This window comes from Novipirellula herctigrandis (assembly GCA_007859835.1).
GTDB classification, from domain to species: domain Bacteria; phylum Planctomycetota; class Planctomycetia; order Pirellulales; family Pirellulaceae; genus Novipirellula_A; species Novipirellula_A herctigrandis.
Map to the genome: position 1 here is coordinate 4142069 of SJPJ01000001.1, position 18759 is coordinate 4160827.

General features: G+C 51.8%; 13 protein-coding genes. 4 read left to right on the forward strand and 9 right to left on the reverse strand.

The genetic code is table 11. The features are described from left to right. Window positions 1–29: 29 nt before the first annotated feature. On the forward strand, window positions 30–3635 hold the full coding sequence (locus CA13_RS15385) for a hypothetical protein (protein ID WP_146398058.1): 3606 nt from the start codon (window positions 30–32) through the stop codon (window positions 3633–3635). Between the two features lie 15 nt (window positions 3636–3650). Here the strand turns inward: CA13_RS15385 and CA13_RS15390 are convergent, their stop codons facing one another. The 3 genes from CA13_RS15390 to CA13_RS15400 all read right to left on the reverse strand — a co-directional run bounded on the left by CA13_RS15390 (window position 3651) and on the right by CA13_RS15400 (window position 7463). Then, window positions 3651–4598, reverse strand: a complete 948-nt coding sequence (locus tag CA13_RS15390; protein ID WP_146398060.1) for a CobW family GTP-binding protein — start codon at window positions 4596–4598, stop codon at window positions 3651–3653. Next, the gene (locus CA13_RS15395; RefSeq protein WP_146398062.1) at window positions 4595–6244 is read right to left on the reverse strand and encodes a uroporphyrinogen decarboxylase family protein; all 1650 of its coding nucleotides are present in this window, start codon (window positions 6242–6244) and stop codon (window positions 4595–4597) included. Before CA13_RS15395 ends, CA13_RS15390 begins: the two co-directional genes overlap by 4 nt. A gap of 97 nt (window positions 6245–6341) precedes the next feature. Further along, the gene (locus CA13_RS15400) at window positions 6342–7463 is read right to left on the reverse strand and encodes a ThiF family adenylyltransferase (protein WP_146398064.1); all 1122 of its coding nucleotides are present in this window, start codon (window positions 7461–7463) and stop codon (window positions 6342–6344) included. A gap of 34 nt (window positions 7464–7497) precedes the next feature. Between CA13_RS15400 and epmA the strand changes: the two genes are divergently transcribed. Next, a complete protein-coding gene (epmA, locus tag CA13_RS15405) occupies window positions 7498–8472 on the forward strand; it encodes an EF-P lysine aminoacylase EpmA (protein WP_146398066.1) in 975 nt (324 codons plus the stop codon). Window positions 8473–8601: 129 nt separating this feature from the next. Then, complete coding sequence (locus tag CA13_RS15410) at window positions 8602–9081, forward strand: hemerythrin domain-containing protein (protein WP_146398068.1); 480 nt, start codon at window positions 8602–8604, stop codon at window positions 9079–9081. A gap of 2 nt (window positions 9082–9083) precedes the next feature. On the opposite strand, the gene sthA is transcribed toward CA13_RS15410, so the two are convergent. Continuing rightward, the gene (gene sthA, locus CA13_RS15415; RefSeq protein ID WP_146398069.1) at window positions 9084–10475 is read right to left on the reverse strand and encodes a Si-specific NAD(P)(+) transhydrogenase; all 1392 of its coding nucleotides are present in this window, start codon (window positions 10473–10475) and stop codon (window positions 9084–9086) included. A gap of 85 nt (window positions 10476–10560) precedes the next feature. Between sthA and CA13_RS15420 the strand changes: the two genes are divergently transcribed. Beyond that, the gene (locus tag CA13_RS15420; protein WP_146398071.1) at window positions 10561–11397 is read left to right on the forward strand and encodes a carbon-nitrogen hydrolase family protein; all 837 of its coding nucleotides are present in this window, start codon (window positions 10561–10563) and stop codon (window positions 11395–11397) included. 140 nt (window positions 11398–11537) lie between these two features. On the opposite strand, the gene CA13_RS15425 is transcribed toward CA13_RS15420, so the two are convergent. The 5 genes from CA13_RS15425 to CA13_RS15445 form a co-directional block, all read right to left on the reverse strand. Then, window positions 11538–14330, reverse strand: coding sequence for a DEAD/DEAH box helicase (locus tag CA13_RS15425; protein ID WP_419194400.1), 2793 nt, complete (start codon window positions 14328–14330; stop codon window positions 11538–11540). Continuing rightward, window positions 14324–15775 (reverse strand): DUF58 domain-containing protein, encoded by a 1452-nt coding sequence (locus CA13_RS15430; RefSeq protein ID WP_146398074.1) that lies wholly within the window; start codon window positions 15773–15775, stop codon window positions 14324–14326. The genes CA13_RS15425 and CA13_RS15430 overlap by 7 nt, the downstream gene beginning before the upstream one ends. Next, entirely contained in the window at window positions 15772–16881 is a 1110-nt protein-coding gene (locus CA13_RS15435) for an AAA family ATPase (protein WP_419194401.1), read from the reverse strand. Before CA13_RS15435 ends, CA13_RS15430 begins: the two co-directional genes overlap by 4 nt. Before the next feature lie 467 nt (window positions 16882–17348). Beyond that, a complete protein-coding gene (locus tag CA13_RS15440; protein ID WP_146398076.1) occupies window positions 17349–17927 on the reverse strand; it encodes a hypothetical protein in 579 nt (192 codons plus the stop codon). 53 nt (window positions 17928–17980) lie between these two features. Then, entirely contained in the window at window positions 17981–18751 is a 771-nt protein-coding gene (locus CA13_RS15445) for a PEP-CTERM sorting domain-containing protein (protein WP_419194402.1), read from the reverse strand. Between the last annotated feature and the right edge of the window lie 8 nt (window positions 18752–18759).

Genomic DNA, 18759 nt, shown 5'->3' on the forward strand with positions numbered 1-18759 from the left:
TTTGTGTGGTCCGCGGCAAGGATGTTTCCGTGAAGACAGACGATTCCTACCTCGATCGAATCGAGCGAACCGAAAAACAACAAACATTGCGCCGCCGCGAAAATCAAAGTCGGCGCCGGCGTTATTACATGCTCGGCAGCATTTTACTAGTCGCATTTCTATTTTTAGCCGGCCCGAGTTTGGTCAGCCATTCACCGATGGGGCGATCGATCATCGCTAGCACTGCCGATGGTTTTGGCATCGATGCCTCAGCGAGCTCACTTCGCGTTGGGTGGATCACGCCGCTACGAATCAACGATTTGTCGATTACCGGACGCGAAGCAGGCAGTACGGTCACGATCGAGCAGCTCGACACCGAATTGACGATCCTCGATTTGCTTCAAGGTGAAACCAATCACCTCGGAGCCGTCTCGCTGCGCGGTGTCGATGCTGCTTGCGAAATGCAAAATGGACGATGCTCGATTGAAGATGACCTGAAGCACTTTTTTGACCAACCCAGTAGCGGCCAAACGACCACAGGCACAATCAACCTTCACGACCTTACCGTAAGAGTCAAAGAGACGGCCAATGACCAAACATGGACGTTATCTCAGGCAAACACAGAAGTCGAGCTATTGGCGACTTCCATACAAAGCAAATTCAGTGGAGTTTTGAGCGAACCACGCGGCAGCGAGGGGTCACTCCAAGGAACGATTGAATTTGGATCGGGCAACAAAGCGGACGATTCCGCATGGCATCTGGATCTGACTAGCGATTCGCTACCGCTTTCGGTTGTCTCTCTGGTACGTCGTCGCATCACGGATTTGGCGGATCATATTCCTGCCGAAGTGCGTGGCGACGCGACGGGCGCCATCGAAGTTTATGGAAGCGTCGACGGATCCATTGATGCGGTCGTGCGGCAATTTCAAGTTCGCAACTTGGCTGCTGCAAGCCCCTCTCAGAATTTGCGGCGATGGAACAACCAACTGGCGACCCTGGATGGCCGTTTGCGGATACTCGGCAATCGAGTTATCGGCGAAGGCTTGGTGGCAACAACGGACTTTGCACGCGTAACGCTCAATGGTGCTTTTTCCCGATCGATTACTTTGGTCGGTGCGAGCGACAATCCGGTTCGATGGCTTGATGCGCTCGAAGGTGCCGCGACGGCGGAAGTCGACTTAGCGTCGTTCGAACGAGCAATGCCAGGCGTATTGCCACTTCGACAAGAAGCGGAATTGGTATCAGGCCGAGTGATTGCATCGATCGAGTCGTTACCGTCACACGAACTTCGCCGTCGCAGCTTGAGTATTCGCAGCGATTCGATTCGAGCGCGTTCAAGTGGCCGCCCAGTGATGCTAGAACCAATTGATCTTTCCGCGATCGTTTCGAGCGATCAAAACCAAATTCGTGCCGAGCGATTTGATCTAAAGAGCAGCTTTGCATCGGCGTCGGGACACGGAGATTTACGTAGTGGCGAGACCAATATTGATGTCGACTTTGGGCGTTTGGTCACCATGCTGCGGCCGATTATCGACATTTCGGATTCGGCGTTTGCCGGATCGGCACAAGGAAAAATCCAATGGAATTCATCGGGCCAAAACGAATGGCGATTGGTTGGATTTGCCGATGCCCGCGAATTATTGCTGAGCTTTCCGAGTGGCAACCAACTTCGCCATCCATCGCTGCGACTCGACGTCGACGCGGTGGGAACGTGGAACGGTCAGAACCTTGATCTATTGTCGGTGGCCAATGCAAAACTGTCTAGCGCAGGCTTGAACATCCGAGCAGAATTGGTTCAAGGGATTCGAAACCCTTCCACAAAAACGGCTTTGCCAATTCGTATCCAAGGGGAAGGCCGCCTGGAAACGCTCGCCGGAACACTTGGACCATGGCTGCCGAAAAACCTGCATGACATTGACGGTGGTTTCACCATGAACGCTCGCGCCGAAGTGTCGGTCGCGTCGGGCATCGGTCGGTTGACCGCAGCTACCACTGAATTGACTCAGCCGCGCGTTGCGTACGGAGATCGCTATTTTTCGCAGCCGAATGTTAGAATGCAATTCGATGGCGAATACGATTGGACGAGTTCCGACATGCAGTGCCGCTCCATGACGGTCACAGGCGATGCGTTCTCGGCAGCTGTTCAAGGCGAAATAACCGAACAGTCGACCGACCTCGAAATCGCATGGCGAGCAATTCTTGAACGGATCCAAGGGAGCGTCAAAAGTCGCATTGTCTCACGACCAGGTGCCACGATCACGCAAGTCGGTTACCAAACCGGCCCACCTCCAAAAACCGAAGATTGGTTGGTGATGGGAGATTGCAATGGACGCTTTATCATCACGGGAAACGACCAATCGTACAACGTCGATACCGAATTTAATGGACAACGCGTCGCGCTGGTTCAACCCCCAAAAGCAAGTGCGGTTTCGCAGATGATGGGACCAATACCCAATCGACCATCCAGCTATGGCCAACCGCTGGGAGCCGCGCAAGTGGTTTGGTCAGAACCGAATCTGAAGATCAATGGCGTATTAAAGGTCGCCCCCACCGCGGGCGAGGTCGTCACCGATTCAATCAAGATTGCTTCGGATTGGTTCGCCAGCAGTTTGACGGGGCATGCCAATTGGAATGAAATGCAAACGGATTTGTCCGTAAAGGGACCGGCAAGAATCAAGATGGACGAAGTGGCGAAGCGACTGAGCCAATTGACTGGGACCACGATCCTTGCCGAAGGTATTCAAGAGACGCCGATTCAAATCAACGTCAATAGAAAGTCGGATGGGCACATCGCGATAACGGTCGCCGGCGATTTGGGCTGGGATTCAGCGGAAGTGGCTGGAGTCAAAATTGGCCACTCCACAGTTCCCGTTCGTCTTACGGAGACGACGGTGTTCGTTTCGCCGTCAACGATTCCCGTTGGCGATGGAAGACTAAACTTAGCGGGCGAAGTCAACTACCGACCGGGTCCCCTTTGGATGCGCGTGGAACCGGGACGGATTGCAGAATCGATCCGCGTCACCCCCGAAATGACCGATCGATGGCTCAAGTATCTCGCACCATTGGCGTCCGAAGCATCGCGCATTGACGGAACACTCGGTGCCGAACTTGACGAAGCGATCATCGTGATCGACAACCCCCAACAAAGTCGTGTGGTGGGGCGATTGAATATTGAATCGGTCAATATGAATGCGGGGCCACTAGGAAACCAAATCATCGGTGGCCTACAGCAATTGAAGGCGCTTTCACAAGCATCGCTTCCACAAACCGCCCCCAATCAATCATCAACCTTGATTCGCATGCCTGCACAAACGGTTGACTTCATGGTCGACCACGGCGTCGTCACTCACCGACGGCTATTTTTAGACATTGACCGAGCGACGGTGATTACCAGTGGCAACGTATCGTTCGATGGCCGAATGGATTTGGACGCTCAAGTGCCCTTGGACGCTCGCTGGTTAGGTAGCGATTTGCAAGGACTGGCTGGCCAACCCGTGACGTTACCAATCGATGGAACGTTATCACGGCCTAGCCTTGATTCATCCGGAGTTCGCAAAGTAGTCACGCAATTGGGAATCCAAGCGGTTCAAAGTAACGCCGAGAACTACCTGCAAAAACAACTTGGAAAAAGTATCGACAAACTCTTTGGTCGGTAAATAAAACGATTATTGCTACGATCCGAACGTGATCGAAACAATGCCTTCGGCCGAAGGCGGAACGGGTTTAAACGCTTTAGAAAAAACACTGGTTAGATGCTCGGCCGTTGTATTCCATCCAATCACCGTCAAGCCGAACCGCTTCACGGTATCGGGTGCCGTTTTTTCGGAAAGCGAATCGAAGACCGACTCGACCAACACCAACCCTTGCCCAAAATCGACAACCCCTTTCAATCGCAAGAGGCTCCCTTGGACACTTGCGATAGCATCGTAAAACCGATCACGATCGACAAAACGCCCCGGCACCGAACAACTCGCCAACTCTTCAGGCGGCGATATAGCCGGTGGCGTTTGACAAGCACGATGTTCGAGGGATTCAATCAGCGACCATTTTAGCTGACCTTCGACCGTTCGCCACTGAGCCGCCCTTGGATTCATGTCGGACAATATTTCCGACAATCGATCCACGTGTTCCTGGCAAGGAGCCAAATCGACCTTGTTGATCAAAATCGCGTCAGCCGCAGTCACTTGTGCCGATGCTGATTTTAAGTTGGGAAGGATTTTTGTGAAGTTCATGAAGTCGACCATGCAAACGTTGGCCCTGACTTCAAAGCGATGCTCATCTGCTCCAATATCCAGCCACTTATAAAGATCGCTCGTATGGGCAATCCCCGTCGCTTCGGCAATCACCAATTCGGGCTTCACCTCACTAGCAATGCGTCGCAACGTCTTTTCGAAATCCGTTTGAATGCAGGCACAAAACAGACTGCCCCGATTGAGTTCAAAAATACCGTCATTCACATGATCAATCAGTTGCCCATCAACACCAAGGCTGCCGAATTCATTGATAATCAGCGCTACGCGTTTGGATTTCAATTCGGACTGAGACAACAAGTGATTCAGAAGCGTCGTCTTACCCGACCCTAGATAGCCGGTTAACAGATAAACGGGAATCGTAATCATTGTAGCGACTTAATCCATTCCTTAATGACTGCGACTTCCGGCACCTCACGAGTCGATTGAACTCGGTATTTCGCCGTTACAATCGCCGGCGTCTGAGACAGTGGAATTCCAAAGCTACGTATTTCAAACTCATCCGTCACCACCGAAACATTCACGTCGGCACCCAATTCCATGACCGCGCGATCGACTTGCTGTCGAGTCGGTTCGCACGCTTCCTCGGTATCGCCGAGCACATAGACCGATGCTCGCTGACTTTGGATTCGATCCCGCATTTTTTGATTGATCCGCTTTTGAATTGCCGCGATCAATTCGTCACGCGGCGGAATTTGTGACACAAAAGTGATTTGGCCATCAATGCAAATGGTAGGAACATTCTTCACCATCAAACTGGTCATAAAGACAATCTCTTCCCGATACTTGATTTTGTGTTCGCGCCACTGAACAATCCCCTCAAATTCGGGCGTGATTTTTTGAACCGCTTCGACCATATATTGACATGGGGCACATGCTTCGGAGTCGAGTGTTATGATGTCGACAATCACTTTGTCGGTCAGCCCGTACTGCGACATGTCAAAGATGTCATCGAGCGAACGAGTCTCAGCCAACGTCGCGACCGTTTCTTGTCGATAGGGATCAATAACGAGCTTTCCAATCGCCTCCAAATTCTCAGGTGGCGTGTCGTACGCAATGTCGCATCCCGGCGCTAAGACAAAACCGTGGTTCTCGCCAATCGTCAAACACTGTACCGCGTTCTTCTCCGCATCTTCGGGTTTACCCAATAGCAACACGGTGGTGAGTTGAAGATTTCCGCCGAAACTAACATGGTGCTTTCGGCTAACGTCGCGAACAAAATCGAGCGGAATATTCTCATCGACACAAAGATTGTGTGCCCCCGTTTTGCACATTGATTCAACATTTTGCTGTGCATGACCACAAACGAAGAACGACCCGAGAGCATCCTTTTCACGAATAAAATCAAACACTGGCTTGGCGTATGGTGTGACGAATTGGGCAAATTGGTCAGGGCCGATTTGGCTCGTCATCGGATCAACGACGGCGATCACATCACAACCGGCATCGAGGTAATAACTTGACATTGCAACACCAACGTCGCTGCAAAAGCTGAGAAGTTTTTCGACATCTTCAGGGTCGTCAAACATCCGCATAAAAATGTCGGTCCCGAGCAAATGTAGCGCAAGAGTAAATGGACCGGTGATCAACCCATACAACGCTAGATCAGGATGTTCGGCGCGAAGCCGGCGTGCTACTTCAAGTACGAGCGGGATGCGACCGGCGTCAACATCGGGGACCTGCAACTCGCCGAGTGTCACTCCTTCGACAAGTGGGTGCGAGCTTACGGATGGAGGAGTTTCCTCCGCCCAATTTAGTCCACAACCCAGCGTCTCCGCTTCAATTTGCAGATCGAAAGCAACGGGGATTCCATCGGGGCGATACCGCGAGATGGCTAGATTCAACCCCTTATGCATTGCTTCGGTGCTTCGCAGATAATCCGAAGTCGGCATAGGAATAAGTGCCGCAGCATGGCAACCGACAAAAGGAACCCATGGGGCACGAGCCGTTTTTTCACCAAGGAATGCAGCACGCACAAGCTCGATTCCATGAATGTTTTCGGAAGTCTCCGGCATGATTTAATGTTCCGCGAAATAGAAGGTAAAAGGATCCAATGGTGGGAAGCTTTGCTGCCTTGAGTCTACCAACTTTCGACGAAACGGTCGACTTGCGTCAACTGCCAACGAGGCGATCGTAAAACGTGCGGGCGCGGCTTGGGTCGTCGGTTCCCTCAATCACCGCACGGCCGTCGGCGAAGAGTGTCAAACGAAGGCTGGCTTGCCGTGGTTCACTTACCCACTGAAGCCGAACAAAAAAACGCGTTTGCTGGACTTTGCCTTGACTTTGCCAGCGTTCAGCGAGCGATTGCAAATCAACACGAATCTTTGAACCCGGCGTGATCTGGACAGCGTTGCGACCGCACAGCACGATCGTTGAACCGCCGGCGGATCCCGAAGTGGCGGATCCCGAAGTGGCGTCGAGAAAATCGTAAACACGCTCTTTGCACGCCTGGCAAGATTCACTTAACGCAGGATCGATCGCCAATTCACGAATCCGGTTTTGCCAAAAGTCAAAGGACCAAACCTTGCTGTGAACGGAATCTTGGTTTCCCGAAAGCCACTTGATCGCCTCGATTGCCTGCAAACTGGCGATCGCGTGCGTTGCGGCGCCAATCACGCCGGCGGTGTCGCATGTAGCAACCGAGGCGGGGGGAGGTGGTTGTGGCACCAAGCATCGAAAACAGGGGCTTCCCGCTCCCGAAAACAATCGAACCTGTCCTGATGCACCGACACAACCACCATGGACCCACGCGGTGGTGTTTTTGAGCGACCAATCGTTAAGCAAAAAACGGATAGCAAAGTTATCGGCCGCATCGATTACTAAATCAGACCCTTGAAGAAGCGAATCGATATTGTCGGCGGTGACATCGGCGACAAGTGGTTCGATGGCGACTTTCGAGTTAATGCTCTCCAATCGCTCGGCAGCCGCTTGAGCCTTGGCGCGTCCCTGTGTCGCGTCAGATTCGTCAAACAGGGATTGCCGTTGCAGGTTGGTCCATTCAACAATATCACGATCGATCAACCGCAAGTGTCCGACCCCGGCACGAGCGAGGATCTCGCAGGCGACGGTGCCGAGCGCACCACATCCCAAGACACTGACGGTCGATTGCGATATCATGCTCTGGCCCGATACACCAACAGGCCCAAATTGAACCTGACGCGCATATCGACCATTTGCATCCCCTGTACCGGAGTGTCGATCATCTGTGATTTGATCGTCGTTAGAACCCTGCATTCTTACTCGCTTTTCGTCTCGTTAATTCAATTCCATGCGTTCTTACCAAGTACCCGACATTACGTTGCTTCGCCAGCGCGCGGCTTTACTCCGGTGCATCCGCACGTTTTTTGACGACCGTGGTTTCTTCGAAGTTCAACCACCCTGTTTGGCGAGCGACTGTGTTGTCGACCCCTATATAGATCCAATCACGATTGACGCAGACCAGTTTTTGATTCCCAGCCTCGATTTGCCACCTAGATTTTATCTGCAAACGTCGCCCGAGTTGTCGATGAAGCGAATGTTGTCCGCTGGGGCACCTTCTATCTATAGCGTTATGCCCGTGTTTCGTGCAGGGGAGCGAGGGGAACAACACAACATCGAATTCACGATGTTGGAGTGGTATGACGTCGGCGCCAATATGGAATCAGGCATCGAGACACTTGGCACATTGGTGGCCACAGTGCTCGGAGCGACTCGGTTTGACTGCGTGACTTATCGAACGGTTTTCCAGGCCAAGCTCGGTTTCGATCCGATTTCGATTCCGCTTAACTCACTCGCATCGAAGGCTTCCGAAGTGGACCACGAGTTGTCGATTCAACTCCGTGATGACCGCGACGCGTTACTGGATTTGTTGTTCACGCACAAAATTCAACCAGAATTGGGAATCGACGTTCCAATCATTGTCAAACAATATCCGCTAAGCCAAGCTGCACTGGCGCGAGTATGTGAAAAGGATCCGCAATGTGCCGCGAGGTTTGAGCTTTTTTCTGACGGCGTCGAATTGGCTAACGGTTATGACGAATTGCTCGATGCCGATGTACTACTCGACCGGTCCCGCGTAACGAACCATCGCCGCGTGGAAAGTGGACGTCAACCGATTCCGATTGAAACTAGTTTAGTCGCCGCGATGCGAAAAGGAATGCCCCCATCAACGGGCGTGGCGATGGGAGTGGACCGCCTGCTAATGGTAAAGACGAAAACCAAATCAATCGATAAAGTCCATCCATTTCCTATTGAACGGTCTTGAGTCATATAACTTGTCAGGCGTTTTGACTATTCAGGCGGATTTCGTTAGCACAATCCCATTATCAGCCCCATAGTTCCATTGCAGCGGTTAAAATGAATCGTCTCTTCACCACTATTGAGAGAAGTCGTTATGAACCAAGATCGAACTTCGACTAGGCGATTAGCCGTCAATGCAGCGTTTCTACGAGACATCAAAGATGATAGCCATCATTTGAAGGTGTTGCTAGAAAAAATTAGCCCGATGGTTTCGCATGAAAAAATTGCTGGCAATCATTGGCTAGAATTGATCAATTTGCTGTCCGAACTTCGGGACCAATTGGCTCTCCATTTTTCGCTCGAAGAAGCTTATGGCTATTTTGAAGAAGCAGTCGATACGGCTCCCGAGTTAAGCACCAAAGCGGAATCGCTTCGCAGTGAGCACTCTGAATTGTTCGAATCGATCCGACACTTAGTCGAATCGGCGGCAGAACTTCAACCCGACCAAGAAGAAAAAATTGCTCGGCTTCTGAAACGCTACAATGCATTCATCCGAGCATTCCAGACCCACGAAGAACTGGAATTAAATTTGATTCTTGAAGCACTTGAAAGTGACCTCGGCGTTTGCGATTGATTCTAGAACAATCGATTCATTCCATTGAGAGCTGCGACTCGGTACGCCTCGGCCATCGTGGGATAATTGAATGTTGTTTCGGTAAAGTACTCTAACGTGTTTCGCCCTTCGGGTTGGCTCATGATCGCTTGACCAATGTGGACGATTTCGGATGCGTTGGCACCAAAACAATGAACCCCGAGAATCTCGAGTGTATCTCGGTGAAATAGGATCTTAAGCATGCCGGTGGTTTCACCTGTAATCTGGGCACGGGCGAGTGAACGGAACAGACTGTGGCCAACTTCGTAAGGAACCTTGGCAGCAGTTAATTCTCGTTCGGTCTTTCCAACCGAACTAATCTCGGGACTGGTATAGATCCCGGTCGGTATGTCGTTGATCCGCAAATTGCCGTCGATTTTCCCAAGCATGTGCATCGCTGCGGCCCGGCCTTGGGTATACGCGGCGCTCGCGAGCGCCGGAAAACCGATTACATCCCCCACCGCGTATATGTGCGGCACCGAAGTCTGGAATTGCTCGTCAACCTCCAATTGCCCGCGACTGTTCGCTTCCAATGGTATCGTTTCCAGCCCCAACTCATCCGTGTTGCCCGTCCGACCGTTGGCCCAAAGGAGCGTGTCCGTTTTGAGTCGTTTACCGCTGACCAGATGCAACACGACGCCGTCGTCGGTTCCTTCAATCCGCTCCATTTCTTCGTTGTGACGAAGAATGACTCCTTGGTCACGGAGATGATATGCCAGCGCATCGATGATCTCGTCATCAAGAAATTCGAGCAGCTTTGCGCGAGTGTTGATCAAGTTGACTTTGATGCCCATATTTCGAAACATGGACGCGTACTCCGTGCCAATGACTCCCGCACCGTAAATAGCCATCGAGCCAGGTTGCGGAGGCATATTCAAAACGGTGTCGCTGTCAAAAATCCGTGGATGATCGAAATCGACTCCCTCGGGATGAAATGGACGCGACCCGGTTGCGATCACAAAATGCTTAGCTCGGATTGGATCACAGCCGCCAATCGTGATAGTGTGCTGGTCAAGGAATCGAGCGTTGCCACGGAGCACCGGAACATTGTTTCGCTCGTAAAACGATTGACGCATCGACACTTGTTTGGCAATGATCGCTTGGGTGCCACGCTGTAATTGGGCAAGCGACGGGCTGACATGAACACCCAATTCTTGGAAAATAGGGCTTTGCAGCGTCTTCATCGTCGAAGTGATCGTATAGCGAAGCGCTTTACTAGGGATGGTGCCCCAATGGGTACAACCACCGCCAATTTGCGTATATCTTTCCGCAACGGCGACTCGCATCCCGCCTTTGGTTGCCTGCATCGCCGCTCCTTCGCCGCCGGGGCCGGAGCCGAGAACAAGAAGGTCATAGTCGAATTGTGAATCGTTCATAACGGGTCGTTTGGGGATGTCGTTTCTCGTGGATGATCCAGCGGAACCAAATCGCTTTTAATTACTGAATAAGGAATGTTGTACGATGTTAATCGCGTGCGTCCAGACCGATATTGCGTTTGCTGATTTTGACAAAAACCGCCGCCAGCTTGTCCAATGGATGCATCAAACGGGCGAAAAGGGGGCCAACTTGGTCGTTATGCCCGAATGTATGCTGAGCGGATATGCATACGAAAGCCGTACCGAAGCAATCGAACAAGCGATCTCGGTCCATCATCCCGTTTTCTCGGAAATTGGCGAAATCGCAAAACAGTACGATATGCATGTGACTTTTGGTTTTCTCGAAAAAGATGACGATCACCTGTTTAATTCGGTAGTAATGATTGGCCCAGCCGGGATTGCCGGTCAATATCGCAAGATTCATTTGCCGCATTTGGGGGTCGACCGGTTTGTCGATCGCGGCGACTTTGCTTACCAGCCATTTTCCGCAGGTCCGGCAAAGGTTGGACTCGCAATTTGCTACGACTCCTCGTTTCCCGAACCAATGCGTGTGCTTGCCCTTGAGGGCGCGGACATTATCGCATTGGGTACCAATTGGCCTAGCGCCGCCCAGCGGACCGCCGAAATTGTACCGCCCGCCAGAAGCATGGAGAATCATATTTTCTTCGCAGCGGCGAACCGAATCGGCAGCGAAGGTGGGTTCGAATTCTGTGGACACAGCTCCATATGCGGCCCGGATGGGGTCATTTTGGCACAAAGCCATGACGCTCAACCGACGATTTTGTACGCCGACGTCGACTTGGAACAAGCCCGAAATAAGCGAATCGAACGCACTCCCGGAGCTCACGTGATCGACCGCTTCCAAGATCGATGCCCCCGCTTCTACGGGGCCATCACCAAAAAGACGACCAACAACGGTTGACCACAACGGTTGTAATAATCGTCAAGTAGCGATTTTCACACACTCAAAAAAATCGCCGTACAATATTTGGCGAGAATTTTTTTATTGACCGGGGATCAAGTGCTTCGCAGCCAAGGTCAATAAGTCGACAAGTGGTGGTCTTAGAGAAACAACTCTTTTTGATGCACAATCGTCGTCGGAGTTTGGTCCTGCTCAATGGCGCTGACGATATGCCGGTATCCTTTCTCGTTTTTGACGTACACTGCTTCGCCTGGACTGACATGCGCATTCCAATACTGCCGATAAATTTCGACCGTGTCTCGCTTCGAGGCCATCATGCTCGGAACGGCGTGCAACATAACCCGCGTTCGAACGCGCCGTTCAAATAGCCGGCTAAACATCGACGGCAACAACCGCCGCACGAAGCTATCTTTGGGGACATCCACAAACCGCTGGATCACGTAACGCGGGTCTGCCAACGGTGAAAGCGTCTCGCGCATTGCCACCGCAAATAAGTTGGCTTCATCGGCTGTTCCGTGTTCCAGGTAAACTCGAACGTACCCACCGCTACGATTTGAAATACGAACCGATCCACTTGAAGAAACAAGACCTGTTTCGCACAGTCCCCCGAGCACCGAACAGCTAATTTCCTGCACCAATGAATCGAGCGTCCAAAACTTTTTACTCTTTGGAAACGGTGGGTAGCCATGCGTGAAGTTGCTTCGCCGCGAGGCGATCTCAACCGCCTGAATGGGTTCATTGCTATACGGTTTTCCGACTCGCCATAAATCATACGCTTCACGACGTCGAGCGGATCGATGGAGCATATTCGAGTTAAGTTCGTCAATACGGTTATCGACTAATTCGGGTTTCATATCGGTGAACGCGGGATCGACGTGCCCCACCCCTTTTTCAATCGCCCCGTCATCGCAAATGCCATAGATCGTTTTATGTTTGCGAATAAAACGGTGGTAGTCGTCAAGCCCTTTGGTGAACTCTGGCGCAATGCACACAACGTCCCAATTATTCGCAACCTTTCGCGGTTCATCGGGATCAAGCCGAATTGACCGGCCTCGCAATTGATTGACAGTCATCGACGTCGTAACGGTCGAAAGATCAATCAGAACATTGACCTTGTTTGCATCCCAACCTTCACCGAGCAAACCGCGTGTACCGACCAAGCATCGTGTAAAACCTTGCTGGAACAGTTCCGTGATCATTTCAACATAAACTCTCGGGCACCAATCTCTTCCTCGGCCCGTGATTTCGTGAAAGGTGCCTTGCGGTGTGCTAGACAAATCAACCGAGACCGATCGTTCCGCCATCCATCGGTTTGACTCGTCCAACAAACGCACTACCAAGTCCGCATCAGCAAGCACCGTCGAACCTGTCAGCAGCACTGGATCAAGTTGGTTGGTCGCGGGGTGATCCAGTAACGTTCGAAACGCCGCAACAGCCCCCCCAGCTTCTTCATCCAATAGATGTGCAATGTCGGCTGAAATAGCGGAGGACTTTTCAAAATCGGCGATCACCACCGCACGCGTCTTCGCTCCAAGCGTTTCCATTTCCTGTTTGAGAATGGAAACGACCGCCTCGGTTTTACTACGAGTGTACGCAATCACGCGTGACACTGGCGACGCACACGCACGCACCCCCGTGTCAGTGATTTGGATTCCAAGCATCCGCAATCGATCCACTGCGTTACGTGCAAGGGCATGGTCTGCTTGGTGTGGTGAACGGCGTAGGTAATGGCGTGTGTAACGATCAATGACAGTGACCAACAAGGTTTCGTCGTCCATTGGTTGGTCGTCATTTTCGAGTGCCAACAATGGCGGCACACCGGCTGGAACTTCAACACCACGTGACTGCAAGAACGAGACAGCTGCTGTCGCAAAGTTTGGATCCCGAGCATAGAAACGACGCCAATCCTTCGCTTGCCCAATTGGCAATTGTCGGTCCCGCAATACGCGCACGAGCCACTCGATGAGCGACTCGCGAGGGCGAATCGCTTCGAGCGACTCCGTTGTCTCTCGCGGTTGGCACAACGCCTCGATCAAGGAATCGAATTGCGTGTCTGCGCTAGCGACAAAATCGAGCTCCTTTTCATTGGGCCGTACAAAAAAAGCCAAGTCTTGGTAGGGCGCTAAGAATCCATCTTTGACAACTGCAGGAACCGGGACTTCGTAGTCCACTTCCCCAAAAAAACGATCGTATCGTTCGACCGCCTCTGGTTTTCGACCTTCGCGATCGGGTGGCGTGGCGGTCAGTCCCAAAACAATCGGATCTCCGAGGTATTCACTTGCTTCCGCCAAGACGCTTCCCCAATGCCCCATCAGATGGTGACATTCATCGAGGATCAACAACCCAACACCAAATTCTCGGAGGCGAACTAGTGCATCGATACATCGATCATGCAAGAGGGTCATCGCCAACCCTCCGGCAGCATCCTCTTCGCGAATTTTTTTCCGATAGTGTGCCAGCCGTTCGTTGAAGAAATCTTGATTGTGCTGGCGTAGGCCTTCGATCCAAACTTCGGCTTCAACGACATCTTTTGCTTGGCCTTTTTCCAACAACCTTGCCATCCACAAATCGATCGCCCGCTGTTGAAAGTGCTCTGTGGCTCGTCCCGGCATGGTAACGGCTTGATAGGTCAGCGACGTGAGCAGACCGGGCAACTTCGCCGACGTGCTAACCAACGACTGCAAATCCTCCACATCGTGGCGCTGAAACAAACTCGTTCGCGCGGCCCATTGAGCCTGGATCGCTGAATTGGGAGACAAGACCAACGCGGGCTGACGAACCAACTCGGCCCAGATATAGAGCCCAATGACGGTCTTTCCACTTCCGGGTGGTGCGACCACATGGAGTCGACGTTTGCCTTGGGCCAAATGCTCTCGCGCGATTTCGGCAACTTCCAGTTGACTCGGGCGAAGTTGCCCGCGAAAGCTTAGCACCGCTCGCCTTTTAGCTCGTCGGTCGATTCGTGCAACGGCGAGCCCAATAGCAAGCCTTGTTGGCGGGGTCCAACCTTGTGGGGGCCTCGTTCGTGACGGCCTCGTTCGTGACGGCCTCGTTCGTGACGGCCTCGTTCGTGGGGGCCTCGTTCGTGAGCGTTGTCGACTCGCAAAATTTTCGACGCTGCCGAGTGCAATTCAGCCGAGAAATGGCTTCGCGATGTTAGCACCAAAAACGGCGTGCCTGGCATCATTTGTACGACTTCGTCACATGCTTTGTCCGCATCCGATATTGAGGTGTTCTTGGCTTGAGCCAATCTTATCAAGAGTGTTTCTAAATCACTCGAGTGACTCGATGATCGGCTCTGTTCCTGCAAACGTTCGGGGTCTTCGCCTGTAATGATCATTTGAACCCCAATCCCGCGTTGGCGAAGTTCCGTGATCGCTGTCGCCGCCAACGACAAAACACGCTCCACACCTTCATCGCGATCTTGCGCAATGGCATGCTTGTTTTTCACATCGGTCTCGGGAGCCGTGTCGACCAACATCACCGCAGTACGAACGCCTGGTGATCGAAACTCTCGGACAATTGGTTTTCCCAAACGAGCCCAGGAAGCGAAATCCCAACGTCGTACGGGCATCCCCGTTTCGTATTCTCGGCTGCCAAAATAATCGCAGGCTTCAGCGGTTTTAAATTGACGCGCCCAATTCGACAAATCCGACAATTGCCCACCGGCTACCGCATCGTCTCCTTCGGCCAACAACCGCGGTGTCACTGCGATAGTTGTACTACTCGGGAAAACAGTCGTCGACTCATACAAACAAAACGGGAAGAGTGATTTAACACGCACACGAGGCAACTTTTGAATACCGCGATAAGAATACGCGATCGAGGCTTCAATTGATACGCGCTCACGAGGTCCAATCAACGACACCGCCACTTCGTCCGATTTCACTTCATAGGTTCGGTATTTTGATTGGGATCGCGAGTGTTTCCGACTAAACAAAGTCCGTTTTCGAAATAGAGATCGTGTTTCTCTGGAGTCAAATCCAACGAGCAATTGCAGTGCAGGCAAAGGACGCCGGTTCTTTAAATGCATTCGCAGTGGTACCGCTTGCCCCGCTTCGACACTTCGCGGCAAGGAAAATCCGATTGCTAACTTTGGCATTAGAAAGCGATTGACGACTAATCCAATCGCCATCGCGGAAACGCATCCAGCGAATAAGCCGATCCATGGATAGCCCCATAAAATATTGAGCGTCACAATGCCAATGAGCAGCAAGGAAACCGATGCGGCAGTGGCCGAGCGTCGAATCGCCAGCGCCGTTCGAATTGGCGAAACAATCACCGCCAACAGAAAACGCAGCAATTTACCGAAGTAGAACCATCCACGATTCGGTTTCTCGTTGCTTGCGATGGTCGTGGTTCCCAACTCGGCACTCACGTCGGCACCTCGATTGTGTGCAGCAAATCTTGGATCGTTTGTGTCGTTTCCATCGACGTTTGCAGTGCGTTGCGCGGCGACACTCGGTGTGACAGAATCGAAGGAGCCAACACTTGGATGTCATCCGGCAAGACGAAGTCGCGTCCTAGCAGAACCGCCCGAGCTTGTGCGGCCCGCAATAGCATTTTCGATCCTCGCGGACTGCAACCCACTCGCAACCGAGTGTCGGTACGAGTCGCCGCTGCAATCGCAACAATATAGGCCGCCGCCTTACGATCGACCTTCACGTTGCGAACAAACGATTGCAAAGCGAGCAACTCTTCCTGGCTCATCACCGGAGTTAATTCTTCGGCAGGATCGTTTGAGGACTGTTCCAGCAGTAACGCAATTTCACTTTCTGAATCCGGATAATCCATCGACAATCGCATCAAAAAACGGTCAAGCTGGGATTCGGGTAGCAGAAAGGTTCCTTCGAAGCCCGACGGGTTTTGAGTCGCCAAGACAATGAAGGGTCGTTTCAGTGAGTAGCGAGTTCCATCGATCGTGACTTGTGATTCAGCCATCGCCTCAAGCAGCGCGCTTTGAGTTCGTGGTGATGCACGGTTGATCTCATCGGCGATCAGCAAATTGCTAAAAACCGGTCCCGCTCGAAACTCGAAGGTTCCCGATGACGGCTTGAAAACGCTACTGCCAAGAATATCTGCGGGCAAAAGGTCGGGCGTGCACTGAATTCGCTGAAATTCGAGGTGAATCAAGCGGGCAAGTGATTTCGCAAGCGTGGTTTTACCGACGCCCGGAACGTCTTCAAGCAGCACCGAGCCTTCTGCCAATAGAGCCGTCAGCACGGCATCAATCACGTCACTTTTCCCCAAAATCACCGATTGAAGCGATTGACGAACCAAATCGATTTTTGCCAACAAGGCATCGGGACGAGCAGGATGAGTGGATGGGTTTGGCAAGGACATCAATATCACTGGCAAATTGGGGTGAAAGAAAAATGAGGGATTGCCTCCATCCGACCAACGGAACCACACCTTTTCCAACGAGCCATCGCACTCGTAGCGGGCACGAATGTCGTTCTCACTGTGGGCTCCTTCAGGCCGCAATCACTGTCCTCATCACCATTGTAGCCGAAGGGGTACCTCCATGTGGCAACAACCAATTTTGGCACGACATGCCTTGGTGTGACGCGCCTAATGGGTGGCGACAACTTCGCTTACTGCGCGAACCGGGGGCGAGTAGTAATCGACTCGCTATCCGATGTTGCATCTCTATCGCAACAGTGGTTTTCTCGTGCGGATGCTTCTTCGCCGGCTTACGTATCTAACGATAGGCAAGCGATGCCTGGGGAAGCAATCAAGTGGCACGATCCTGGCCCACCCAATCCTTGACTGAGCGGCAACATACAAAACATTGAATCGGATCGAGTTGTAGGTGAAGAAGAAACCTCGTTGGCTTCACGGCCTAAGGTCTGACGGCCAATATATTTGGTGGTCGAACAAGGCCGATTGTCTAAATGACGCTAGTCATGGTTTGCTCGCTCGCTTGGAAACCATCCTTGGAATCATGCGTGCTAACGAAGACGACTCGCAAAGGCGACCGCCTCCTCGAATGACTTGACGCTCACAAAATCAACATGAATATCTTTGGCCAGACACTCAAAATGCACCCCTCGGCTAACAAGTGAGTTCATGCCAAGAAAAGTGATGATAAAATGCCGAGGCTGAGCATCCGTCGACGAAGTCAAGGGCTCCCAACGACGGAGCCAATTTGAATGAGAGACCTCAAAAATCTCGCAACAATCCAATGCATCGATGTCAACGGTATGATCGACGAAGGATTCTGAACCGCCATGCCGCGTCTTATGCGTTAGCAGCCCCTCAAACTCAATCAATGCAGTACCAAATTCGACCGAGTCTTCGGTTCGCTGCTCTGCCTCAAAGGTGACGAACGTTCGATCATTCACTTCAAAAATGACAACTCCACATGAATTCAACTGCGGTCGAACACCGACATCGAGTTTTTGAACATGATCGAAATCGGAGATTTCCTGAGCATTGGATGCACAAGGAAACGAGTTCACTGTCGCTGCGATCGTCCACACCGACGCATTTTTGAGAAGCAAGCGACGAGATCGATTTAGTTTTGTCATCAGTGGCGTCTTAACAGAGTGAGGTTACATTTCGTGAAAACGACATTAAATGTTTAGGACTTAGCCTGCTTTCTTCGCCGACTCGTCCAAACAAATCCAGTCACCAACAAGCAAGCCAACGACGAGGGTTCGGGGACAGATGAAATGCCTCGAACGGCTAAGTTGTCAAATGCAAATTCAGAACCACCGTCGGTGCTTGTAACGACGACTTCGAGCAGTAAGTTGGCCCCATCGCCGACGATGACAAGATCATTGAAGGCTGTAAAGGTAGACGTTGGCATGAAACCATCACCAATCCCATCGAAGTCGGTATCCTGACGAACAATGTTGTTTGTTACGTCACCGCCAGGCTCCACCGCTTCAAACGCGAGCAAGTTTTGAGTCGGACCAGCGTCGATCGTCGCACGGACCAGAACACTTTCCTCGTCATCATACGTGGGTATAGCAGCCCCATTACCGCCAACAGCAAAGAGCCCATCAAACGTCAAACTCTCAAAGTTGCTGATATTGATATTGAAGCTTAACGTAGCAGTACTCGGTCTTGTCGCCCCGTCATCAATGTCCTCGGCAGCAAAATAATTATTGCCCCCGAATCCGCTGTAAGCGTCAATCGGATCCGAAACTCCGTTGAGAGGCGTGATCGTAAAATAGTCGTTACTGCCGTCATGGAATAAGGCGGAGGACGATGAAAAGTGAACCGTGTTGTCTTCAAAGTCTTCCAACATCAAGGTTACGGGTGCCGCCTGGGAAAGGTCGCATGTCAAAAAACCTTCGGTGAATATTAGTAGAGTTAAGAATGTAGCCATCAACAATTTTCGAAACATCAAAAATA